Annotated in this window: 20 protein-coding genes; 10 read left to right on the forward strand and 10 right to left on the reverse strand. The window is 39.9% G+C overall.

Annotation, left to right across the window (positions count from 1 at the left end; translation table 11 throughout):
* The first annotated feature begins 35 nt into the window (after positions 1-35).
* The 6 genes from HW120_RS03800 (at position 36) to HW120_RS03825 (ending at position 6,489) form a co-directional block, all read left to right on the forward strand.
* Positions 36-1,052, forward strand: a complete 1,017-nt coding sequence (locus HW120_RS03800) for a dioxygenase family protein (protein WP_177730978.1) — start codon at positions 36-38, stop codon at positions 1,050-1,052.
* Between the two features lie 76 nt (positions 1,053-1,128).
* Positions 1,129-1,638 carry a hypothetical protein gene (locus tag HW120_RS03805; RefSeq protein ID WP_177730980.1) on the forward strand — a complete coding sequence of 170 codons (510 nt, stop codon included), beginning with the start codon at positions 1,129-1,131 and terminating at the stop codon, positions 1,636-1,638.
* A gap of 220 nt (positions 1,639-1,858) precedes the next feature.
* On the forward strand, positions 1,859-3,046 hold the full coding sequence (locus HW120_RS03810) for a phosphoglycerate kinase (RefSeq protein ID WP_177730982.1): 1,188 nt from the start codon (positions 1,859-1,861) through the stop codon (positions 3,044-3,046).
* Positions 3,047-3,165: 119 nt separating this feature from the next.
* Entirely contained in the window at positions 3,166-5,019 is a 1,854-nt protein-coding gene (locus HW120_RS03815) for a LysM peptidoglycan-binding domain-containing protein (protein ID WP_246297030.1), read from the forward strand.
* Between the two features lie 36 nt (positions 5,020-5,055).
* Positions 5,056-6,024, forward strand: a complete 969-nt coding sequence (locus HW120_RS03820) for a DUF4837 family protein (protein WP_246297031.1) — start codon at positions 5,056-5,058, stop codon at positions 6,022-6,024.
* Between the two features lie 18 nt (positions 6,025-6,042).
* A complete protein-coding gene (locus HW120_RS03825; protein ID WP_177730988.1) occupies positions 6,043-6,489 on the forward strand; it encodes a GNAT family N-acetyltransferase in 447 nt (148 codons plus the stop codon).
* Positions 6,490-6,493: 4 nt separating this feature from the next.
* On the opposite strand, the gene HW120_RS03830 is transcribed toward HW120_RS03825, so the two are convergent.
* From HW120_RS03830 to HW120_RS03875, 10 genes are all read right to left on the reverse strand, one after another.
* On the reverse strand, positions 6,494-7,312 hold the full coding sequence (locus tag HW120_RS03830) for an OmpA family protein (protein ID WP_177730991.1): 819 nt from the start codon (positions 7,310-7,312) through the stop codon (positions 6,494-6,496).
* A 16-nt stretch (positions 7,313-7,328) separates the two neighbouring features.
* A complete protein-coding gene (locus HW120_RS03835) occupies positions 7,329-9,311 on the reverse strand; it encodes a KUP/HAK/KT family potassium transporter (RefSeq protein WP_177730993.1) in 1,983 nt (660 codons plus the stop codon).
* Between the two features lie 66 nt (positions 9,312-9,377).
* Complete coding sequence (locus HW120_RS03840) at positions 9,378-11,018, reverse strand: S41 family peptidase (RefSeq protein WP_177730995.1); 1,641 nt, start codon at positions 11,016-11,018, stop codon at positions 9,378-9,380.
* 3 nt (positions 11,019-11,021) lie between these two features.
* A complete protein-coding gene (locus HW120_RS03845; RefSeq protein ID WP_177730997.1) occupies positions 11,022-11,843 on the reverse strand; it encodes a DUF4349 domain-containing protein in 822 nt (273 codons plus the stop codon).
* Between the two features lie 101 nt (positions 11,844-11,944).
* Positions 11,945-12,328, reverse strand: coding sequence for a ribonuclease P protein component (rnpA, locus tag HW120_RS03850; protein ID WP_177730999.1), 384 nt, complete (start codon positions 12,326-12,328; stop codon positions 11,945-11,947).
* Positions 12,329-12,403: 75 nt separating this feature from the next.
* Positions 12,404-13,441, reverse strand: a complete 1,038-nt coding sequence (locus tag HW120_RS03855) for a patatin-like phospholipase family protein (protein WP_177731001.1) — start codon at positions 13,439-13,441, stop codon at positions 12,404-12,406.
* 60 nt (positions 13,442-13,501) lie between these two features.
* Positions 13,502-13,978, reverse strand: coding sequence for a M15 family metallopeptidase (locus tag HW120_RS03860; RefSeq protein WP_177731003.1), 477 nt, complete (start codon positions 13,976-13,978; stop codon positions 13,502-13,504).
* 245 nt (positions 13,979-14,223) lie between these two features.
* On the reverse strand, positions 14,224-16,113 hold the full coding sequence (locus tag HW120_RS03865; RefSeq protein ID WP_177731005.1) for a M1 family metallopeptidase: 1,890 nt from the start codon (positions 16,111-16,113) through the stop codon (positions 14,224-14,226).
* Between the two features lie 84 nt (positions 16,114-16,197).
* Positions 16,198-17,808, reverse strand: a complete 1,611-nt coding sequence (locus tag HW120_RS03870) for a S8 family peptidase (RefSeq protein ID WP_177731007.1) — start codon at positions 17,806-17,808, stop codon at positions 16,198-16,200.
* A 71-nt stretch (positions 17,809-17,879) separates the two neighbouring features.
* The gene (locus HW120_RS03875; RefSeq protein WP_177731009.1) at positions 17,880-18,740 is read right to left on the reverse strand and encodes an MBL fold metallo-hydrolase; all 861 of its coding nucleotides are present in this window, start codon (positions 18,738-18,740) and stop codon (positions 17,880-17,882) included.
* A gap of 313 nt (positions 18,741-19,053) precedes the next feature.
* On the opposite strand from HW120_RS03875, the gene HW120_RS03880 reads away from it, so the two are divergent.
* The 4 genes from HW120_RS03880 to sufD all read left to right on the forward strand — a co-directional run bounded on the left by HW120_RS03880 (position 19,054) and on the right by sufD (position 23,120).
* A complete protein-coding gene (locus HW120_RS03880; RefSeq protein ID WP_177731011.1) occupies positions 19,054-19,383 on the forward strand; it encodes a HesB/IscA family protein in 330 nt (109 codons plus the stop codon).
* 89 nt (positions 19,384-19,472) lie between these two features.
* A complete protein-coding gene (sufB, locus tag HW120_RS03885) occupies positions 19,473-20,921 on the forward strand; it encodes a Fe-S cluster assembly protein SufB (RefSeq protein ID WP_177731013.1) in 1,449 nt (482 codons plus the stop codon).
* Between the two features lie 87 nt (positions 20,922-21,008).
* Positions 21,009-21,755, forward strand: a complete 747-nt coding sequence (gene sufC, locus HW120_RS03890; RefSeq protein ID WP_177731015.1) for a Fe-S cluster assembly ATPase SufC — start codon at positions 21,009-21,011, stop codon at positions 21,753-21,755.
* A gap of 48 nt (positions 21,756-21,803) precedes the next feature.
* Positions 21,804-23,120 carry a Fe-S cluster assembly protein SufD gene (gene sufD, locus HW120_RS03895; RefSeq protein ID WP_177731017.1) on the forward strand — a complete coding sequence of 439 codons (1,317 nt, stop codon included), beginning with the start codon at positions 21,804-21,806 and terminating at the stop codon, positions 23,118-23,120.
* The last annotated feature ends 228 nt before the right edge of the window (positions 23,121-23,348 follow it).

The raw sequence follows: 23,348 nt of genomic DNA on the forward strand, positions 1-23,348 counted from the left end.
AATCTAAATTTGAGTAACTAAATAGCTAAAAAAGGATGGAAAGAAAAGTATTTTTAAAGAACAGCCTGGGTTTTCTCGGAATGGTTGTGGCAGCTCCTTCACTTTTACGGGCAGCAGGATCCTGTCAGAGCGATATGGAAATTGAAAACACCGCTGCCTGTAATGTTACAAATAGTGAAACGGCAGGACCTTTTCCTACTATTTCCCCGGCTTCATGGGTAAGAACCAATATTGTGGGCGACAGAACCGGAATCCCGTTTACGATCAATATTACCATTAAAAACACCAATGGCAATTGTAATGCACTTTCCGGAGCAATTGTAGATATCTGGCATTGTGATAAAGATGGTAATTATTCCGAATACGGCGGAACCGGAATGCAGCCTGCCAATTATACCAGCAACCATTTTTTAAGAGGAAGACAAACTACGGATGCTAATGGATTAGTCAGTTTTACCTCCATTTTCCCGGGTTGGTATACCGGAAGGGCTACGCATGTTCACGTACATGTCTATAACGCTTCGGGAACCTCATTGTTAATTACTCAGATTGCATTTCCGGAAGGTACAAACAGCGCAGTTGTTCAGGTTAATGCTGCGACCAGCTACGGGTACACAAAGGGAATGACCGGTTATACTTACAATGCCGGCGACAATGTTTTTTCGGATGGTGTGAGTAATGAAATGTCGGTGATTACCGGAAGCATTGCAGAAGGCTTTGTACAGACACATACCATTTTTGTTGCTGGTCCAACCTTAGGCGTTGCAGATGCTGTTCAGAAAGAATTCCAATTGCAGCAAAACTTCCCGAACCCTTTTCAGACCACAACCAAGATACCATTGCTTTTAAATTCGTATTCTACCGTTAAAGTGGATATCATAGATTTAAGCGGCAGGCATATAGGAACCCCGATTAACGGAGAGTTTCCGGCAGGAACAAATTACCTGGAACTGAACAGGAATAATTTAAGCAGCGGATATTATATTTTTAGAGTTATTGTTGAAAATGATAATGGTGTTTTCAGCGAAAGTAAAAAAATGCTGGTACATTAAACTACGTCTGTTTAAGCTGAAGAAGATACTTTTTGTATCTTCTTCTTTATTTTCAGGATATTAAAACAAATTCGGGATGAAATTTTCAAAAATAAGATTAGCCTATCGTATGGTTATTGACAATACATCCGGTATTGTCTGGCAGCAATATGTTTTTGAGGATACCTTTAGAGAATATTTGATGCAGCAGCAGGCATACAATTCCAAAGAAAATCCACAGTTTACCTTCAGGGATTTACTGTATCATAACGATAAGGCTGAAAAGCTGCATTTTTTAACCGGAATAGCAGCAGAGCCCTATATCAGCCAGTTAAAAGGAAATATTTATAATGTTCCGGATGCCTTGGGCAACAACTATTTACCGTTTATCAATTACAAACTGGATATTATCAATACCGATATCCGGGATAGTACAAAACACAAAATCGGGATTACGTTCTATTCTCCGGTTGTAAGACTGATTGATCTGATCGACAGGCATTATCTGGTTTCGGTCAATACAGAAACTGTTTCAGCATGGGAAACCCTCTCTTTTCCGTTTCAGGAAAATCTGGCTATTTGTTACTTCGAGAAAGCAGACTACTAAGAAATACAAGGTTTGCAGCATGTTTCAGCCATATCAAAACCATCCTTTTTTTACCGTGTAAAAAATCATTTTAGTAGTAAAAACGGCTTTTCTAACGATAGAAATAAATAATACGCAGTTTTGACCGGTTTATTTTTCATTAAAATTCAAAAAAGCACATAAAAAATAAAAATATTATATTTGTAGATTATAAATAAAACAATCAACAAAAAAATATCAAATGAAAACCCTGAACGACTTTAATTTTAAAGATAAAAAAGCTATTATACGTGTCGATTTTAATGTACCGCTTAATGAAAATTTTGAAGTAACCGATGCTACCCGTATTGAAGCGGCAAAACCAACTATCGATAAAATTTTAAGTGAGGGTGGAAGTGTTATTTTAATGTCTCACTTAGGACGTCCGAAAGGCGTTGAAGAGAAATATTCCCTGAAACATATCGTATCGAAAACCGCAGAAATTCTGGGAGTTCCGGTAACATTCGCCTCCGATTGTATTGGAGCTGTTGCTGAAAATGCGTCCCAAAATTTAAAACCGGGTGAAGTTTTACTTTTGGAAAACCTTCGTTTTTATGCTGAAGAAGAAAAAGGCGATGTTGATTTTGCAGAAAAATTAGCCGCATTAGGGGATATCTATGTAAATGATGCTTTTGGAACGGCACACAGAGCACATGCTTCCACAACCATTATTGCCCGTTTTTTTCCGGAAAACAAATGTTTCGGATTATTACTGGCAAAAGAAATTGAAAGCTTAAACAAAGTTTTAAATAATTCGGAAAAACCGGTAACCGCCGTTTTAGGAGGTTCTAAAGTTTCTTCGAAAATCACCGTTATTGAAAACATCCTTGACAAAATCGACCACATGATCATTGGCGGCGGAATGACTTTTACCTTTATCAAAGCCCTGGGCGGAAATATTGGAAATTCCATTTGTGAAGACGATAAAATGGCATTGGCATTGGAAATATTGGAAAAAGCCAAAGCAAAAAATGTTCAGATTCATTTACCGGTTGATGTTGTGGCTGCCGATGCTTTTTCGAACGAGGCAAACACTCAGATTGTTCCGGTAAACGAAATTCCGGACGGATGGCAGGGATTGGACGTAGGTCCGAAATCGCTGGAAGCGTTAAAAGATGTTATTAAAAATTCGAAAACCATTTTATGGAACGGTCCTTTGGGCGTGTTTGAGCTGGAAAAATTTGCAGAAGGAACCATCACTTTAGGGAATTTTATTGCAGAAGCAACTAAAAACGGTGCTTTTTCCCTTGTTGGAGGCGGTGATTCTGTTGCAGCGGTAAAACAGTTCGGATTAGAACCAAAAATGAGTTATGTTTCCACTGGTGGCGGGGCAATGCTGGAAATGTTAGAAGGAAAAACACTACCCGGAATTGCAGCTATTTTAGATTAATTTTCTTTTTTTAACAATATTTATAGAAAATATAAGTTATTAGCTATTATGTTTGCAATGCCTACATAAAGAATTGAGTTGTAATATGTTATAAGATAGAATGTATGAATAATAAAAAAATGTTATCTTTATTTCTCGGTCTTTTCAGCCTGGCTGCCTTAGCTCAGGAAACTGCCGAAAATGAAGTCCAAATCAAACCCGAGATTAAACTATCCTATCTGGATTCCCTGAAATCTACTTTCATCAAATATGAAACCAGTGCCTGCATTGATGAAATGTGGATGAAAGAATTAAGCAATCAGGAACTGTTTACCGATATGGAATCGGACATTGCTAAAGTGAATATTGATCAGGAAGTTTCTTATGATTTACCAACAGACCTACTGAAAGAACGATTGAAAAAACTGGATGAAAAATCCCCGTTTAATATCGAATACAATCCGGCTCTGGAAAATGTAATCAAATCATTCTTAAAGAACAGACCGAAAGCTTTCGAACGAATGATGGCTATTTCGGAGTATTACTTCCCGATGTTTGAAGAGCATCTGGCAAAATACAATATTCCGCTGGAAGTGAAATATCTGGCTATAGTAGAATCGGCTCTGAATCCAAAAGCAAAATCAAGAGTGGGCGCAACAGGATTATGGCAATTCATGTATGCTACCGGAAAACAATACAACCTTGAAGTGAATTCGTATGTGGATGAACGCAGCGATCCTTTGAAAGCTACCGAAGCGGCATGCCAGTACTTCTCAGCGATGTACGGTATTTTTGGTGACTGGGATCTGGTTTTAGCATCCTATAATACCGGACCTGGGAATGTTTCCAAAGCAATCCGCCGTTCGGGAGGATTAACAAACTACTGGAACATCCGTAAATACATGCACAAGGAAACACAGGGATATTTACCGGCTTTCCTGGCAACCATGTACATTTATGAATATAAAAAAGAACATGGAATTGTGCCTAAAAAAGCACCATTGACCTATTTTGAAACCGATACGTTAATGGTTAAACAAAAAATGTCATTCAAACAGCTTTCCGACTTGTTGGATATTCCGGTGGAGCAATTGCGTTTGCTAAACCCGATCTACAAACTGGATGTGGTTCCTTATTTTTCAGATAAACCGCATTATATCCGTTTGCCAAAACAAAAAGCCGGAATGTTTGCTTCCAATGAAGATAAGATTTATGCCTATTTGAAATTTGAAGAGGACAAACGCGAAAAACCATTTACTACAATTCGCAAAGAGGCACTTGCACAGCGAACAGCAAATGGAACAGGCAGGGATTCTGTAGCGATAGCCGATGTGGAAGATTTCCCGATGAAATCCGTTAAAAAAACGAAAACAAAATTCCATACCGTTAAGCGTGGCGATAATCTATCTGAAATATCGTCTAAATACAACGTGACGGTGGCAGAACTGAAAAAATGGAACAAGCTGAAAAAGAATAGCGTTAATGCCGGTCAGAAATTAAAAATACAGTATGAAACTACTGTGGCTGTTGCCGACAGAACAACTGCTAAAAAGAAAATAGCAGAACCAAAAGTTGCAGAACCTAAAATAGTTGAGCCTAAAGTTATTGAGAGCGAAGGATTGTATGTGGTTCAAAGAGGAGATAACCTGACAGCAATTGCCGAAAGACATAAAGTTACCATTGACCAGTTAAAAGACTGGAATAATATGGAATCGAATGAAATTCAGGCCGGACAGAAATTAACGGTGCAACAGCCGGTTGAAGAAGCGGTTGCCGTTGTGGAAAAAGAAGTTGCCAAAAAAGAAATCATCAGAAGAGATTCCAGCAAAGAACGCAACTATAACAAAGAAAGAATGTATATCGTTCAAAAAGGAGATTCGTTGTTTAGTATTGCAAAAAAACACCCGGGAATTACCGTTGCTGAAATTAAAAAATGGAATAATATAGAAACTGAAAATATTAAACCGGGTATGAAGCTTAAAATAAACGGCTAATACCTGCCCAAGACATAAGTGAAAAAAGGAATCTTTTTGACCATTATCTTATTATTGCTTTCTCTTGTTTCCTGTCAGAAAAAACAGGAACAAGGGGAAGCTTTTTTGCCTTCCTCAAAAGGCAACATCAACGACATTGCGATTGTTATTGACGATGTTTTATGGTCCGGAGAAGTGGGCGACAGCCTTCGTAAAAAACTCGCTTACCCTATTGACGGGCTGCCGCAGGAGGAACCCATCCTGACGATCAACCAGTATTCTCCCAAGATCTTTGAGGGCGTGGTAACCCAAAGCCGGAATATAATTGTGGTTTCCAAAGGCATTACCAAAGAATTCAAACATGTGGAAAACAAATATGCCAGGCCGCAGAATGTTTTTTACATTACCGGATATTCCATACACGAAATTCTGGATCTGATCGAATTGCATTCGGAAACGATTATCTCGATTATAAAATTTTCCGAAATCCAGGTTGTCCAGCAAAAAATGGGCAAAGCGCTGCTGAAAGATGATAAGCTGCGGGGCGTGTTTTTAATCAACATTAAAATACCGGATACGTACAAGTATGTTGCGGAAAAAGAAAATTTTTACTGGATCAAAAAAGATATTCCGTCCGGCAGTTCGAGCCTATTGGTCTATCAGGTGCCGATGGGACAGATAGAAAGAGGAAACGACATCGTTGGAAACATTGTCAAAGTAAGGGACTCCGTTGGAAACCTGTACATTCACGGAACGATGGAAAACTCCTCGATGATCACGGAAGAAGGCTATTCCCCTTATTTTTTTACAACAAAAGTAGACGGGAAGCTTACCTACGAAACGAAAGGTACCTGGGAACTCCAGAATAATTTTATGAACGGACCGTTTCTGAATTATGTCATCCGCGATGAAAAAAACAAACGATACCTGATTTTAGAAGGATTTACCTATAATCCGTCCAATGCCAAAAGAGACCTTATTTTTGAGCTGGAAGCGATTATGAAATCCGTTCACATATTAGAATAATTACTTTTATCAATAAAAATGAGTTTAGAATTCAAAATAAAGCGTTTTAACGAGCTTTCGCTTGTTGAGTTATATTCGGTATTGCAACTGCGCTCAGAGATCTTTGTAGTGGAGCAGGATTGCGTTTATCAGGACATTGACGGTAAAGACGACAAAGCCTTACACGTATTGGGAACTTTTAACGGCGAATTGGTGGCTTATTGCCGGTTGTTTCAGCCGGGCGATTATTTTGCAGATGCTTCTATCGGAAGAGTAGTGGTTAAAGCAACCTATCGCGATAAAAAATGGGGACACAACCTGATCCGGGAAGCCATTAACGGAATTGCTGCCCGTTATAATGTTGCAGCCATAACCATTTCGGCACAGCTCTACCTGAAAAAGTTTTATGAATCCCACGGATTTGTAAAAGTATCGGAAGAATACCTGGAAGATAATATTCCGCATATCGAAATGCGGAAAGCATAAATAGTTACACTTTTGTGATAACCAGTTCCACGCGGCGGTCCTGATCGGGGCCGTTGCCCAATGGCTGTGTGTTGCCGTAACCTTTGAAGGTCATTCGTTTTTTATCGATCTTTTTCTGGATTAAAAACTTATATACGGCCTGTGCACGGTTATGGGATAACATCCTTTTTTTAGTATCCTTGTCTATCGCTTCTTTTTGAAAAGTAGGCGTACAGCAGATATGCCCCTGTATTTCAAACTCTAAGTTTTTGTATTTGTGCAGTAGTTTGGCAATCCTTTCCAGTTCGTTTTTTGATTTTAAGGTCAGGCGGCTGCTGCCTTTATCGAAAAGGATTTTTTCAAGATAGATCCTGTCGCCAATTACCAGGTCGCTTTTAATCGTGGAATGAATACCCGGAATCGGTTTTAACGGAACCGGTTTGAAGTTCATCACAACATCCACGCGGCGGTTTTTCTGGCGTACTTCCGGAAGATTGTCAATAATATCATCATCGATAAGCACACGCCCTTTTCCTTCAATGGTTACAATGATCTTGTTTTTGATACCCTTTTCAATCAGCTTGTTTTTGATCGTATTGGCACGATTGTTCGAAAGCTTATAGTTATAGGCATCTTTGCCGCGATCGTCGCAATAACCGTAAATCTGGATGCTTTCCACGCGGGTAGTATCGATGGCCTTGACGAAAGCCACCACATCGTTAGCCTGTTTTTCTTCTAAATTAAATTTGTCGAATTCAAAATATACAGAATGAACAACTTCTTCCTGGGCGCTGATGAACTGCGTAATAAACAATAAAAGAAAAACAAACTTCGATAGTTTCATAATGGCTAAGATTGGGTTACTTCCTTTCTTTAATTCTGGTTAAGCTTAAATCTTCCGGCGGGTGAATCACAATCGGGTATTGTTCGATTTTCACCGAGCTGCTGTCCAAACCGAAAGCCTGCTCTTCTGAAAGACTTATTTTTTTCAGGAAGAAATAGATGTCCAGGATAATTCTTTGGTACCAAGGGAAATCGTTGTCATACGATACAAATTTCTCAATTAATACAAATTTAAAATCACCCAGTACATTGTTTCTGTTTAAGGATTCATAACGGCTGGTAATATCAACCTCTCCGTTTTTCACCATATCCTGAACTACTTTTTTGAATAATAAATTAATACGCGGTGCCACACGGAAACCTAAGTAAAAGTCCACACGGATAATGTCGTCTTTTACAATTTCGCGAACACGGTATTCCATTTCATACGGTTCATCCACAACATTCACGTGAATCAGCCAGTAGATGTCGGCTCTTTTCGGACGCTTCTGTAAAATGGAATAGATAATTTTCGATTCGATTTCGTCACCATGGCTGGCATTGGTCATGTACACCAGGTGCGTTGCATATTTCGGAATGGAAAGGTCATTGCTCAATTCTGAAATGACATTTTTGAATTTCCCGATTTTGACGAATTCGGTATAATCTTTTCGGATTTTTTTAGCGGTAAACCACGTAATCATGATGAAGGCCAGTAGTCCGGCAATAAATACGGATACATAACCGCCATGCGGGAATTTCTCAATATTGGCCAGGAAGAAAGAAATCTCAATGGTCAGATAAACAGAAACAACCAGAACGATAAATATTGGATTATAACGTTTTAAGACCATAAAGAATCCCAGCAGGATCGTGGTCATGATCATACACATTACGATCGCCAAACCGTAGGCCGCTTCCATATTTCCGGATTCTTTGAAGTGTACTACAATGAACACACAGCCAATGAATAACAGCCAGTTAATGGAAGGAATGTATAATTGTCCTTTTAATTCGGTTGGATATTTGATGCGCACTTTTGGCCATAAGTTCAGACGCATCGCCTCACTGATTAAAGTGAACGATCCGCTGATTAAGGCCTGGGAAGCTATAACGGCCGCCATTGTAGCAATCGCAATTCCGAATGGTAAAAACCAGTCCGGCATTACCAGATAGAAAGGATTTCCGGGATTGTTCGCGTTTCCGCTCAACTCGATTAACGTACTTCCGGTATGCGAAATCAGGTAGGCACCTTGTCCGAAATAGTTGATAACCAGCATACTTTTTACAAAGATCCAGCTGATACGGATGTTTTTAATTCCGCAATGTCCCAAATCACTGTATAAGGCTTCGGCTCCGGTGGTACAAAGGAAAACATAGCCTAAAACATAAAATCCTTCGTGATGTATTTTTAATAAATGAAAGGCATAATAAGGGTTAAGTGCTTTTAAAACAGCAACATTGCCCATTAGGTGAATGATACCCAGCGTTCCCAGCATTCCAAACCAAAGCAGCATTAACGGGCCGAAAAATTTTCCAACCAGCTTGGTTCCGAATCGCTGAATAAAGAATAACGCAAATAAAATTCCAATTACAATCGGAATGGTATTCAGCTCCGGATTGTAGGTCCTTAATCCTTCAATGGCAGAAGAAACCGAGATGGGCGGGGTAATAATACCATCGGCCAGCAGGGCACTTCCCCCGAGGATAGCCGGCACAATGAGCCAGCGTTTTTTTAGTTTTTTAACAAGGGTGTATAAGGAAAAGATTCCTCCTTCCCCTTTATTATCAGCACGTAATGTCAGGATTACGTATTTGAAAGTTGTCTGAATTGTCAGGGTCCAGAAAATACAAGAAATAGCACCAAGTACAACATCAGGATTTATTGCTTGTTTGCCAACGATGGCTTTCATTACATATAACGGAGAAGTTCCGATATCTCCGTAAATGATTCCTAATGTTACAATTAAACCACCTAAAGTGACTTTGTTAAGGTGGTTACTGCTATGGGTAGAACTCACGATGTGAAATATTTAAAATCACAAAATTATCATAAAAAACGAAAGTCATGCATAATTCTTTGAAAATTAATTTTTAAGAATTTTGTTGTACTCGGCCGTATTATTCAATATTGCCTGTGCTTTAGTAATTTCGGCATTACTTTTCGTGTAATATTGGTACAATCCTTCCTTGTATTGATAACGTTTTATGATTTCATCGGTGATGAGTTTTTTGATTTCCGTTTTGTTTTTTTCCAGTTCTTTTTCATCACTTCGCTGCAAAGCGGCTAAAAGCTGCTGGTATTCTGCAGTGATCGTTTCGTCTATTTTCTCTTTTTTGGCTGTTGCCAGTGTGTTTTTAAGCGCCAGTTCCGTTTCGGTATCAAATTCGAATTTCTCTTTTTTAAGAAAGGCTTTAAAATCGGCAAAATCGGTATCCGAAAAATTAGGAATGCTGGTACCCAGATTCGGATTTTTATAGTAGTACTGCGTTACATAATTAAAAATACCATCGTTTTTCAGTAAAGCATCAGCAATGGTACTTTGTTTGGTTTCGGCTAATTCCACATCGGGCTGAATACCGCCGCCATCATAAACCGTTCTTCCTTTTTTGGTTTTAAACGCATTGTACTGGCTGGCATCGGTGCGGATTGCTTTTCCGTTTTTGTCTTTTTTGGAATAGTCCAAAGCCTGGATGCATCTTCCGGATGGGGTGTAATATCTTGAAATAGTTACTTTTACCTGAGTGCCATAGGTCAGATCCAACGGACGTTGCACCAAACCTTTACCAAAACTACGGGCACCCACCACCACCGCGCGGTCTAAATCCTGTAAGGCACCGGCAACAATTTCGGAAGCCGATGCACTGCGGCCGTCTACTAAAACAACCAGTGGAATTTCCAGATCAACAGGTGGTTTCTGGGTTTTATAGCTGTTATTGTGTTTTTCAATTTTCGATTTTGTCGTTACAATAATCTCATTCTGAGGAACAAAAAGATTACAGATGTTTACCGCTTCGTGCAGTAGTCCGCCCGGATTACCGCGCAGGTCCAGAACTATTTTTTTAGCACCCTGGCTTTTTAATTTTTCCAGTGCCTCTTTTGTTTCGGCCGAAGCTTTCGAATTGAATTGCGACAGCACGATATAACCGGTAGTATTATCGCTTAAAAGCGCATAAAACGGAACGGCTTTCAGTTCCACTTCATCCAAAACCAGCTGGGTGTTCATCAGTTTTCCCTGACGTTTGTACTGGATGTCGATTTTGGTGTTTTTGGTACCTTTCAATAATTGTGCGGCATCGTCTTTAAAATCAACCAGATTTACATCGCCGATCTGAACAATTTCGTCACCGGCTTTTAAACCTGCTTTGTCTGCCGGAAAGTTTTTATACGGTTCGCGGATAATCAAACGACCGTCCTTACGGCTGATGTAGGCACCGATTCCGGTATATTCACCGGTCGAATTGATTTTGAATTTGGCAACGTCCTGTTCGTTAAAATAAACGGTATACGGATCCAGATCCAGTAGCATGTTCTTGATGGCTTTGTCCATCAGTTCTCCCGGATTGGTTTCATCAACATAGTTTTGGTTGACCGTTTTAAACAGGGTTGTGAAAATTTCTATCTGCTTGGCAATTTCGAAGAAATCATCCCGGAAACTGGCACCAACAAATAAAAAACCTCCTGCCACTACAGGAATGATATATTTTTTCTTTAACAGACTTAGCATTTTTTAAACTGATTTTTTCTTAAACCTTCTGCGAATGAAAACAAAAAGCAACACGAAAATAATGATAAATGGCCATACTTGCAGTAATCCCAGAAAGAAAGTTGAAATTCCAAAAAAGCCTTCCTTAAAAGAATTCCACATTTTACTGCCGTAAGATACCGTTGCACCGCTTTCGGAAGCATTGTTCGTGTACATTTCAATCGTTACCGTGCTCATTGCTACCCGGCTTTGCAGGTATTTTAGCTGCCCTTCTTTTGCCTCGATTTCCTCACGAACGGTTGCCAGCCCTTTTTCAATTTCAATTATTTCGGAAACCTTGGTGGCTTTGTTCAGCAATTCGAGATAGCGTTTTTCTAATGTTTTCTTGGTATTGATGCGGGATTCCACATCAATATATTCTTCGGTAACATCGTCTGATGAAATCTCTTTCCGGTCAAAATGGGAAACACCCTGACCGATGTCGGTTATAAAAGCATCAAAAGCAGTATTCGGAATGCGGACGATGAGGTTGCGGTACACCGAACCGTAATCTTTTCCGGACACATCGTTTTGAATGGTGGCTTTGTATTTTACAATGGCTTTCTGAACATCGGAAAAAGACTGGTTGAGGTTGGAAGTCTCAAACCGAAGATTGGCATTTTTAATGATTTTGGCTTCGATTTTAGTTTCTTCACCGGCACCGCCCGACTCGTTCTGCAGGGATGGTGCCATAGCAGCGGCAACAGGCGCTGCATCATATTCGGTCGCAGCAATTTGTTCAGAGCGCTGTTTTTGACAGCCAATGGTAATTAGTAATAACGACAGGGCAACGATAATTCTTTTCATAAGCAATTGCTATTATTTGATATACAACGTAAAAGAGTATTTAAAAGTACACTTTTTGACGGAATATTAAGCCAATAACACGATTGCTAAAACAATAAAAATTATTGATCTGCCGGGTTGATCGTTGCAATGAACTTTTCGAAAAGCAGTATGGTTTTTTCGTTGATTTCCTGGTAAGTCAGGCGTTCTTTGGTTTGATACAGGAACATAAAAGCATAGGGTTTGTCTGTGTTTTCCAGCAACAGCTGCTTGTTGAGACGGTACGTTTCCCGCAAAACCCTTTTAAAATAATTACGGTCCACCGCTTTTTTGAAATAGCGTTTGGAAACGGAAACACCCATTTTGATTTTCGTTTCCTGTTCTGATTCCAGTGGGGTATAGACTAAGCGCAGCGGATATTTCGATACCGATTTCCCTTCAGAGAATAAAATATCGATGGTGTTTCTGCTTTTTAGTTTTTCCGATTTCGGATAGGTGTTTTTCATGTACGTAATTAAGTGGCAAAGTTACGAAGGGAATCACAGAAATAAAAAGCCTTTCTTCAAAAGAAAGGCCGGAACTTATTTATTCTTAATTAGTTTTTTGGCAATTTCATGCAGTGCGTCCCGGTTTTGGTCCACAAAAAACAAACCAGCCTGGATGAGTTCGTAGATGTTTTTCTTGGAAGTATCGTCCATTTCGGATGAAGCATTTTTGAGTTGCGGCATTAAACGGTAATAGTTTTTCCGATTTCTGGGACCCAGGGTTTCATACATTTTTGTCAGGTGATAATCCACTGTTTCCACATTGGCAGACAACAGCATATCGATCAAAGGAGCGATCCATTTTATCTTTCCGGCATTTTCAAACTTTTCAAACGTATAAGGTTTGTGTACTTCGCCGGTTCCTACCGAAACAATGATCATGTCGTTTATAGCGGGATAATCCGGTTTTTTGTCATCGGACAAAACTTTTGAAAAAGCGATCTTGCGCGCTTCCGCATAAGCACAAAGTGCCGGATTGTTTGCATATACGCCGCCATCGATCAGCACAAACTCCTGACCGTACAGGGATTTTATTTTTGCCGGCTCGAAATAGGTCGGTGCGGCACTGGTGGCCCGGCAAACATCTTTTACATAAAAATTTTCCAGACTGGAATGCGCTTCATGGCTGGCAAAGAATTTGGCTTTGCGCTGACCGATGTCGTATGAAGTGATCAGGCAGGGTTTGATAAAATCTTTTATTTCCAGGTTACCGAAGACTTCTTCCAGCTGTTTTTCGAGATTTTTCTGCGAGATTTTTTCATTAAACAAACCAAAAGGATTGATCGCGTGTTCCCAAAGGGAAACATTGAAAATACTTTCTCCTTTTTTAGCATACAGATCCAGAGCGGCTTCCACCGAAAATTTTGCCTTTTTGTTTTTATCCGGAAAGAGCAGGATAGAAGTCAGCAATCCACCGGTGCTGCTTCCGGCAATAAGGTCAAAGTAATCACCCAGCCTGGCTGTGGGGCTGTCGAGCTTCTGTAATTCTTCTTCGATATATTTTAAGATGACACAGGTGATGATTCCCCGGATTCCTCCTCCGTCCAGACTTAATATTCTTATCTTTTTAGACATGGCTTTTACGCTGTTAAGTTTCCTCCAAATAGTGGGGATTTATGTGTAGCTAAAGTATTATTAAAGGACAACATATCCGCTTTTATCCTGTTTCAATTTTGATAATTTTTTCCAATCGTTATAACCGCGTTTATCAAAATGCGGCAGGTCTTTGAATTTTTTCCAGTTACCGCCCCATTCCCAACCGTGTTTGGCAAAAATGCGGACACATTCGTACCAGTCGGAAATGGTATCGTTGTCCCAGTCTTTTACTGTATCCCAGGAAGCCGTTTTGCCGTCAATGATTAAACAAATATCTACTGCAAAGCCATAATTGTGAATGGACTGCCCACCTTTGGCATTGGTGACTTTTTTTCCGGGAACGGTTCGCCCGATGGCGTATAGATCGTTTTGTTCCTTTACCGTGCGCAATCCCTGTGTGATCCTGATTTTTGCCCTGCCGGTGAGTTGCTTGTCGCATTCCTGTATGATTTTCGTCATTTCCTCCCTGACAAAAGGATGTAGTTTTTCAATGCGCTGTTGGGTAGCTTTGTCCATGGTTTTTTGGTTTTAGTCTTTTTGGTGGTATAAAATTAAAAGAAAAAAGCGAACACAAACCGGAAGTGGCCGGTTTTGTCCGTCGGCACAGGCGCTATCAGCATAAACAAGTTGAAACGTCTAAATAAAGGCGTTTGCGCTTGTAAAATCCGGTGTCCGGACAATTCCGGGTATTAACAATAAAAGCGGCTCTAAGGCCGCTTTTATTGTTATTAAGGCTTCCGTAGCGGAAGCTTTGGTATTGGTTATGGTTTTGCCGGATAAACATTGTTTTCTTTTTTCACATCGGCCATTAAATCACTCGGATCAATAACAATCGCTTTGATTGCCGATTTCTCTTTTTTGATCGGTAATTCGTAGGTTGTAAATGCCCAATCCCATCCGTTAAGAATTGTTCTGTTGATGTCCGGGAACGGGTTTTCTTTATTCCAGCGCATTAAGGTGTTCGGGATATAGAAACTTTCCTTGGTTCCGTCCTGGTAAACCACAAGAATATCCAATGGCATTGGCATTCTTCCGATTCTTTCCAAAGTTACTTTGGTGTTTTTACCGTCTTCCGTTACGGCTTTGATACCGTAATCAATGGTATTGGTTGTTTTGGTCCAGTCGTTTAAATACCAGTCCAGTGATGCACCGGAAACTCTTTCGGCAGTACGCTTGAAATCGTTAGGCGTAGGGTGTGTAAATTTAAAATCGGAATAGTAACGTTTTAAGGTTTCCATCATTTTGTCCATTCCAATCACATATCCCAACTGTGTCAGGAATACTTCTCCTTTGCTGTAAGCCGAGATACTGTACACCATGTTTTCATCGAAACGGTCGGCATGTGTAGACTGCGGTTGTTCCCTGCCGGTATTTACCATATAGAAATAGTTATTATAGGCAGACTGGAACGGGTTTTCGTCTTCCTGTAATTTTTTCTCCATTACGTTAATCATGGCCAGGTCGGAAATAAAGGAAGTAAATCCTTCGTCCATCCAGAAATGTTTGCTTTCATTAGTTGCCAAAACGTGCTGGAACCAGGAATGCGCCATTTCGTGAGCGGTTACACCAATTAAACTCGGAAGACTTCTGTCGCCGGTAATCAAGGTACACATGGCATATTCCATTCCGCCATCGCCACCCTGGATCACCGAGTATTGTTTGTACGGATACTGGCCTACGGATTTGTTGAAGAATTCCATTAAAGCAGCTGTTTTTGGCTGGAACTCTTTCCATTTGTCTTTGTATTTCGGGTTGTTTTTGTAGAAAAAGTGCAATGCTACATTGTTTGGTCCCGGATAGATGTCGTGGATAAAATCCTTGTCGGCGCCCCAGGCAAAGTCATGAACCATTGGCGCTTTAAAATGCCAGGTTAATGTTTTGGCTTTTTTAGGGTAAGTAACAGTTACGCCTTTGTCCTCATAACCGTGTCCGATTTCATTTTTATTCTGCAGGTAACCGGTCGAGCCGATTACATAATCTTTATCCAGTGTGATCTTTACGTCGAAATCACCCCAAACTCCGTGAAATTCACGTCCGATATACGGATCGGCATGCCATCCTTCGAAATCGAATTCGGCAATTTTCGGATACCATTGGGTCATGGAAAGTGCGACACCTTCGTCTGAATTTCTTCCGGAACGACGAATCTGCAACGGCACCTGTCCGTCGAAATCCAAAGTAAATGTTGTGGATTTACCCGGTAATAATGCTTTGGCAAGATCAACTTCCAGTACAGTTCCTACCACACGGTTGTTTGCCGCAACACCATCCTGTTTGAAGTTCGTTATTTTCAGGTAACCGATTTCATTTGGTTTTAACGTGCTTATTCTACTTTCTTTTACCGTTTTATCTCCGGTTTTGAAGCTTTTTACCATTCTTTTATCCGGATCGGAAATGGTTTTCAACCGCGCATCCATTTCGCTTCCCGGCTGGAAAGCATTGAAATATAAATGGTAAAATACCTTGCGTAAGGTATCGGGAGAATTGTTTGTGTAAACCAGGGTTTGCGTTCCTTTATACTGGAAATTTTTCACATCCATGTTTACCTCCATTTTATAGTCAACATGCTGTTGCCAGTATCCCGGATTTGGATTGTGCTGAGCAAACAAACTACCGATGCTCAGTAAAGAAAGTAGGAATAACTTTTTCATTTTTGTAGTAATTGAATTTAGGCCGGAAGCGGCCTTATGTAATAGTAAAATGGAAGGGAAAGCCCCTTCCATTTTATTCGTTTCTTATTTTTTTGAAGCTACTTTTTCAGCCATGATCAATGCATTGTAAGCATTAACCATTTTTCCTGATTTGGAAATTTCGCTGAACATACGCTTGTTGTCAGGATCACCACCTAAAATAACTTCCTGTTTTACTGCAATTCCGGAGTCCATGATAATTTGTTTTACCTGGGCAGCCGTTAAGCCTGGATAGTAAGAACGGATTAAAGCAGCTACTCCGGCAACATTTGGCGAAGCCATTGAGGTTCCCTGTAAGTACTCATAACTTTGGTTTGGCGTAGTGGCATAGATCTTTTCACCCGGAGCAAAAACATCTACATCCGATTTTCCGTAGTTGGAGAAATCAGCTACCAGTTGCGGTCCGTAAACATAGTTTAAGGCACCAACCGTTAAAAAGTTGTCTGCGATTTCCGGCCCCATCTTGATGTTGTCATTCGGGAAACGGTCCACACCGCCGTCTGCATTCAGATCCAATCCTTCATTTCCGGCAGCAACAACGATCAATACGTCTTTTGAAGCGGCATATTTGATAGCATCATAAACCCATTCCGGATGTTGTGCAAAATATTTACCGAAACTTCCGTTGATTACTTTCGCACCGTTATCTACAGCATAACGGATACCTAAAGCGATATCTTTATCATATTCGTCTCCGTCCGGCACAGCACGAACAGCCAGGATTTCAACATTGTTACTCGCTACACCGTCGCCGCCCATTCCGTTAGCTCTGGTTTGTGCAATGATACCCGCAACGTGAGTTCCGTGTTTGGCACCGCTTTTTACAGGACCGATTACATTGTTGTCCCCGTATTTTTTATCGTTAATATCGTTTGGATTGTCACCAACTAATTTTCTACCGTCGAATTGTAAATTCATGTGGTAGTTTACCTGGCTGTAAACCTGATCTTTAAACTCGTCAATTTTGGTCAGATCGTTACCGGTTTGCGGCAATACCTGCGACATTACCATTTTCGCCTGGCTTAAAGCCGGTTCTGAAGTCTGGATTTTCTGAATATCTTCAAGCGTATAGGTATCTTTCTTTAAATGCTTTTTAATAGTGTTGCTGGCATTTAAGATAAAATCAAGCTGTTGTTTCGCCTGCATTACCTCACTGGATTCTTTTTCGTATTCTGCTTTTGCTTTTTTATAGGTTTCAGAACCATCGTCTCCTTTTTTAAGGATACGGATATATTCCATGTTTTCATGTTCTGCTTTTCCTAAAAAGTTCCAGCCGTGGATGTCATCAATATAACCGTTTTTGTCGTCATCGATTCCGTTTCCGGCAACCTCTTTCGGATTTGTCCAGATAACCGGTTTTAGATCTTCATGGTCAATATCGACACCGGAGTCTACAACACCAACGATAACTTTTTTGCTTTTTTTGCCTTTTAATAATTCTGCATAAGCTCTGTCAACACTCATTCCGGGAACGGTATCTTTGATTAAGTCAAGATGGCTCCAGCGTTTCAAATCTTTTTCAGCCAGTTTTCCAACTTTTACAGGCATGTTGTCTGATGCCGTTAAAGGAGTATATACTGCTGTTTTCTGAGTTCCGCAACTCGCTAGGGCTAAGGCAAGTGCAGCAGATAAATAAAGGGGTTTTATTAATTTCATATACTTTTTGTTTTTCTAATTTTATAGGTCGAATGTATTTGTTTTTGTTACAATTTTTTTTGAGATTAACACTACTTTAGTATTTCATCACATTGAAAAACGTCTTTAAGACGCACTCCTTTATCGGTACGCTCAACAGTTATAATCTGATTGTGCGCATCGTGTTCCAAAAATAAAAAGTAATTTTTGTCGGCAGCATTGTTCATGAATTTTGTTTTTTCATCAAGCGTCAGCAGCGGTCTTGTGTCGTATCCCATTACATACGGAATCGGGATATGCCCGGCTGTTGCTAATAAATCGGCACAAAAAACAAGTGTTTTATCCTGGTATTGAATATGCGGGATCATTTGTTTTTCGGTATGGCCGTCTGCAAATAAAATTCCGAATCCCAGTTCTGACTGTTCAAGGAAATCGCCTTCCGGACGATCGATGAATTTTAATTGTCCGCTTTCCCGGATTGGCAGGGTGTTTTCGCTTAAAAATGAGGCTTTCTCTCTGGCATTTGGTTGGGTTGCCCATTCCCAGTGGTTTTCGTTTGTCCAGTAGGTAGCATTTTTAAAAGCCACTTCATAGCCGGTGCGGTCTTTGTTCCAGACTACGCTGCCGCCGCAATGGTCAAAATGCAGGTGGGTCATGAACACATCGGTGATGTCATCACGGTGAAAACCGTATTGTGCCAGGGATTTGTCGATAGAGTGTGTTCCCCAAAGCGAATAGTAACCAAAGAATTTATCGGATTGTTTATTTCCCATTCCGGTGTCGATCAAAATCAGCCGGTTGCCGTCTTCAATAAGCAGGCACCGTGCTGCGATATCGATTAAATTATTCTCGTCGGCCGGATTTGTTTTGTTCCAGATGGTCTTGGGAACCACGCCAAACATAGCGCCGCCATCCAGTTTAAAGTTGCCGCTTTCTATGGGATATAGTTTCATTACAAAAAATTTAATTGGAATGTAAAGATACTTTTTAAAGATAAAATAGAAAAAAATAAATGCGCAATGCAAAAAGACAATGCATGCTGCCCGGAATTACAGTAACGGTATTTGCCGGAATGATGACGCAAAGACGGGTTTTCCGAAATGAAAATCATGCAAGATAATCGTTGGAAATCATTACAGAGCTGACAATTATCATAGAATAACGTTTTTCTATCAAGCTATTAGTTATAAAAATGTTAGGTAGTATGGCAAACCGCAATATTTGTAATATCTTTGCATCAATTTAGAAATAATCTGTTTAAACGTTATGATAAAAGTATCTGAGACAGCAAAAAAAAGAATCGTTAACTTAATGGAAGATGACGGTTTTAACGCTACTACTGATTATGTTCGTGTGGGTGTAAAAAGCGGTGGATGTTCAGGCTTATCGTATGACTTAAAGTTTGATAAGAGCCTGGGAGATGACGATAAAGTATTTGAAGACAACAATATAAAAATTGCCGTAGATAAAAAAAGCTTTTTGTATTTAGTAGGCACTACTTTAGAATATTCCGGAGGGCTGAATGGAAAAGGATTTGTATTTAACAATCCGAATGCCAACAGAACTTGCGGTTGTGGTGAAAGTTTTTCACTTTAAAAAGGTAAGTCATTACGCTCCATACCATGATTTCAGAGTGGTTTAATTCTGAAATCACGGTAAGAGCAATCGACAATAAGACAAAAGAAATGAGTAAGTATACTGAAGAAGAATTAAAAAAAGAACTGGAAACCAAAGAGTATGAATATGGTTTCTATACCGATATTGAGTCGGAAACGTTTCCTGTTGGATTGAATGAAGACATTGTCCGGGCCATTTCAAAAAAGAAAAATGAGCCGGAATGGATGACAGAATGGCGATTGGAAGCTTTTCGTGCCTGGGAACAGATGATTGAACCGGAATGGGCAAATGTTCATTATGAAAAACCTGATTTTCAGGCAATCTCTTATTATTCTGCCCCAAAGAAAAAAGACAAATACGAAAGTTTGGATGAGGTAGATCCGGAATTACTGGAAACCTTTAAAAAACTGGGAATCTCTATAGACGAGCAAAAAAAATTAGCAGGAGTAGCAGTCGATATTGTAATGGACTCGGTTTCTGTAGCCACTACCTTTAAAAAGACACTGGCCGAAAAAGGCATTATTTTCTGCTCTATTTCGGAAGCCATTCAGGAACATCCGGAACTGGTTCGTCAGTATATCGGAAGTGTTGTTCCTCAAAAAGATAACTTTTATGCCGCATTGAACTCGGCAGTATTCTCGGATGGTTCTTTCTGTTATATTCCGAAAGGCGTTCGCTGCCCGATGGAATTATCTACTTATTTCCGTATCAACCAGGCAGGAACAGGTCAGTTTGAAAGAACACTTGTTGTTGCAGACGAAGGCAGTTATGTGAGCTACCTGGAAGGATGTACAGCACCTTCCCGTGATGAAAACCAGCTGCATGCCGCTGTTGTTGAGCTTATTGCTTTAGACAATGCCGAAATTAAATATTCTACCGTTCAAAACTGGTTCCCCGGAAACAAAGAAGGAAAAGGTGGTGTTTACAACTTTGTAACCAAAAGAGGTTTGTGTGAGAAAAATGCAAAAATCTCCTGGACACAGGTTGAAACCGGATCGGCAGTTACCTGGAAATATCCTTCCTGTATTTTAAAAGGAGATAATTCGGTAGGTGAGTTTTACTCTATTGCCGTAACCAATAACTTCCAGCAGGCAGATACCGGAACCAAAATGATTCACTTAGGAAACAATACGAAGAGTACCATTATTTCCAAAGGAATTTCTGCCGGAAGATCTCAAAACAGCTACCGTGGATTGGTTCAGGTGAGTTCCCGCGCGGAAAATGCCCGTAACTTCTCCCAGTGTGATTCGTTGCTGATGGGTAACAATTGCGGGGCACATACATTCCCGTATATCGAATCCAAAAACAGTTCGGCAAAAATCGAGCACGAAGCAACCACCAGTAAAATTGGTGAAGACCAGGTGTTTTACTGTAACCAGAGAGGTATTCCAACGGAAAAAGCCATTGCATTGATTGTAAACGGATTCAGTAAAGAAGTTTTAAACAAACTTCCGATGGAATTTGCTGTGGAAGCTCAGAAATTATTAGAAATATCATTGGAAGGATCGGTTGGTTAAGCTGCGGAAACCCTTCAAAAACATATATCAGAAATAAAGGAACGTCAACAACGTTGCTACATTTAAAAATTAAACATTGGAAACAAAATGTTAGTTATAAAAAATTTACACGCTAGCGTAGAAGATAAAGAAATATTAAAAGGAATTAATCTTGAAGTAAAAGCAGGAGAAGTTCATGCGATAATGGGACCAAACGGAGCCGGGAAAAGTACCTTATCATCGGTTATTGCCGGTCGTGAGGATTATGAAGTGACCGAAGGGGAAATCCTTTTGGAAGGGGAAGACCTGACCGAACTGGCACCGGAGGAAAGAGCACACAAAGGCGTGTTTCTGTCGTTCCAGTATCCTATTGAAATTCCGGGAGTTTCGGTTACAAACTTTATGAAAACGGCGATCAACGAAACCAGAAAAGCAAAAGGTCTGGAAGAAATGCCGGCTAATGAAATGCTGAAAATGATCCGTGAAAAATCGGAGCTGTTGGAAATCGACAGAAAGTTTTTATCCCGTTCGTTAAACGAAGGATTTTCCGGAGGTGAGAAAAAACGTAATGAGATCTTCCAGATGGCAATGTTAGAACCAAAACTGGCTATTCTTGACGAAACCGATTCCGGATTGGATATCGATGCTTTGAGAATTGTGGCCAATGGGGTTAACAAACTAAAAAGTGAAGAGAATGCCGTAGTTGTGATCACGCACTACCAAAGATTGTTAGACTATATTGTTCCTGATTTTGTACACGTTTTACACGATGGTAAAATCGTTAAGACCGGAGGGAAAGAGCTGGCTCTGGAACTGGAAGAAAAAGGATACGACTGGATTAAAAACGAAAACTAGATTTCAAAAAAGATTGAAAGCATATTCAATTTTTGAAACGTAGCAAACATGGATTTAAAAGAAAAACTGATCTCCTCTTTTATGGCTTTTGAAGAGCGTGTAGATGTGCAGGCAACCCTGCACGATACCCGTACAGAAGCATTAAAGAATTTTGAAAATAAAGGCTTCCCGACTAAAAAAGAGGAAGCATGGAAATATACCTCACTGAATGCGGTTTTAAAAAATGATTTCAGTGTATTTCCTAAAAATGAAAGTGCTGTAGATTTTAAAGAAGTAAAAAAATACTTCCTGAACGATGTGGATACCTACAAAATTGTTTTTGTAGACGGTGTCTTCAGTTCGTTTTTATCTTCTACAACACATGACGGACAGGATGTTTGTCTGATGTCTTCGGCATTGACAAAGCCTAAATATAAAATGATCATCGATACCTACTTCAACCAGGTTGCGGACAAGGAAGAAAGCATGACTTCCCTGAATACCGCTTTTGCCTATGAAGGAGCGTATATCAACATCCCGAAAAGCAAGATTGCCGATAAACCGATTGAAGTAATTTACTTCTCCACAGGAAATGAAGCCGCTTTGATGGTACAGCCCCGAAATTTGATTATCGTTGGGGAAAACGCCCATGTGCAGATCATAGAGCGTCATCAGAGTCTGAATGAGAACCCGGTTCTGATCAACTCGGTAACCGAGATCTTTGCCCACAAACGCGCCATCGTGGATTTTTATAAAATCCAGAATGACGTGCAAACGGCAAACCTGATTGACAATACCTATATTTCCCAGAAACAGGAAAGCATCGTGTCGGTACACACCTTCTCTTTTGGAGGGAATATCACCCGAAACAACCTGAATTTCTACCACCAGGGCGAAAGAATAGACAGTACTTTAAAAGGAATCACCCTTATTGGCGACAAACAACACGTGGACCACTATACTCTGGTGCACCACGCACAGCCAAACTGCGAAAGCCACCAGAATTACAAAGGAATCTATGGCGATAATTCGACAGGGGTATTCAACGGTAAAATATATGTGGAAAGAGAAGCACAGAAAACAGATGCTTTCCAGCAGAACAACAATATCTTACTGAGTGATAAAGCCACGATTAATGCCAAGCCGCAATTGGAAATTTTTGCAGATGATGTAAAATGTTCACACGGTTGTACGATCGGACAATTGGACGAAAGCGCCATGTTCTATATGCAGCAGCGCGGAATTCCTAAAAAAGAAGCGAAAGCGTTGTTAATGTATGCCTTTACAAGCGAAGTAACATCCAGTATTAAAATCCCGGAACTAAAAAATAAGATTGCCCGTATTATTGCGACTAAATTAGGCGTAAACATGGGATTTGACTTATAATTAGTGATTACAATAATTAAAAAGCCTGGCAGTTTTGTCAGGCTTTTTTTGTTTTAAATCGTTTTTATTCGCGTTTTAGTATGCTTCATTTGATCTTATTACGATTTTTATTGTTAATTTTATTAACAGAAATTGAAAATCTAATAAAAATCTAATGACATAAATTAGTTTTTATTTTAGTGAACATAGAATTTTGTTGCAGAATTATGATTTGTTGTTGAATACAAT

The organism is Flavobacterium inviolabile, assembly GCF_013389455.1.
GTDB classification, from domain to species: Bacteria; Bacteroidota; Bacteroidia; order Flavobacteriales; family Flavobacteriaceae; genus Flavobacterium; species Flavobacterium inviolabile.

What these genes read in the sequence shown, in the direction of transcription:
- HW120_RS03870 (WP_177731007.1), bottom strand. Translation starts at nt 17,808, where the DNA reads ATGAAATTAATAAAACCCCTTTATTTATCTGCTGCACTTGCCTTAGCC.
- HW120_RS03825 (WP_177730988.1), top strand. Translation starts at nt 6,043, where the DNA reads ATGAGTTTAGAATTCAAAATAAAGCGTTTTAACGAGCTTTCGCTTGTT.
- HW120_RS03840 (WP_177730995.1), bottom strand. Translation starts at nt 11,018, where the DNA reads ATGCTAAGTCTGTTAAAGAAAAAATATATCATTCCTGTAGTGGCAGGA.
- sufC (WP_177731015.1), top strand. Translation starts at nt 21,009, where the DNA reads ATGTTAGTTATAAAAAATTTACACGCTAGCGTAGAAGATAAAGAAATA.
- HW120_RS03830 (WP_177730991.1), bottom strand. Translation starts at nt 7,312, where the DNA reads ATGAAACTATCGAAGTTTGTTTTTCTTTTATTGTTTATTACGCAGTTC.
- HW120_RS03845 (WP_177730997.1), bottom strand. Translation starts at nt 11,843, where the DNA reads ATGAAAAGAATTATCGTTGCCCTGTCGTTATTACTAATTACCATTGGC.
- HW120_RS03865 (WP_177731005.1), bottom strand. Translation starts at nt 16,113, where the DNA reads ATGAAAAAGTTATTCCTACTTTCTTTACTGAGCATCGGTAGTTTGTTT.
- HW120_RS03800 (WP_177730978.1), top strand. Translation starts at nt 36, where the DNA reads ATGGAAAGAAAAGTATTTTTAAAGAACAGCCTGGGTTTTCTCGGAATG.
- rnpA (WP_177730999.1), bottom strand. Translation starts at nt 12,328, where the DNA reads ATGAAAAACACCTATCCGAAATCGGAAAAACTAAAAAGCAGAAACACC.
- HW120_RS03855 (WP_177731001.1), bottom strand. Translation starts at nt 13,441, where the DNA reads ATGTCTAAAAAGATAAGAATATTAAGTCTGGACGGAGGAGGAATCCGG.
- sufD (WP_177731017.1), top strand. Translation starts at nt 21,804, where the DNA reads ATGGATTTAAAAGAAAAACTGATCTCCTCTTTTATGGCTTTTGAAGAG.
- HW120_RS03860 (WP_177731003.1), bottom strand. Translation starts at nt 13,978, where the DNA reads ATGGACAAAGCTACCCAACAGCGCATTGAAAAACTACATCCTTTTGTC.
- HW120_RS03880 (WP_177731011.1), top strand. Translation starts at nt 19,054, where the DNA reads ATGATAAAAGTATCTGAGACAGCAAAAAAAAGAATCGTTAACTTAATG.
- HW120_RS03810 (WP_177730982.1), top strand. Translation starts at nt 1,859, where the DNA reads ATGAAAACCCTGAACGACTTTAATTTTAAAGATAAAAAAGCTATTATA.
- HW120_RS03875 (WP_177731009.1), bottom strand. Translation starts at nt 18,740, where the DNA reads ATGAAACTATATCCCATAGAAAGCGGCAACTTTAAACTGGATGGCGGC.
- HW120_RS03805 (WP_177730980.1), top strand. Translation starts at nt 1,129, where the DNA reads ATGAAATTTTCAAAAATAAGATTAGCCTATCGTATGGTTATTGACAAT.
- sufB (WP_177731013.1), top strand. Translation starts at nt 19,473, where the DNA reads ATGAGTAAGTATACTGAAGAAGAATTAAAAAAAGAACTGGAAACCAAA.
- HW120_RS03815 (WP_246297030.1), top strand. Translation starts at nt 3,166, where the DNA reads ATGTTATCTTTATTTCTCGGTCTTTTCAGCCTGGCTGCCTTAGCTCAG.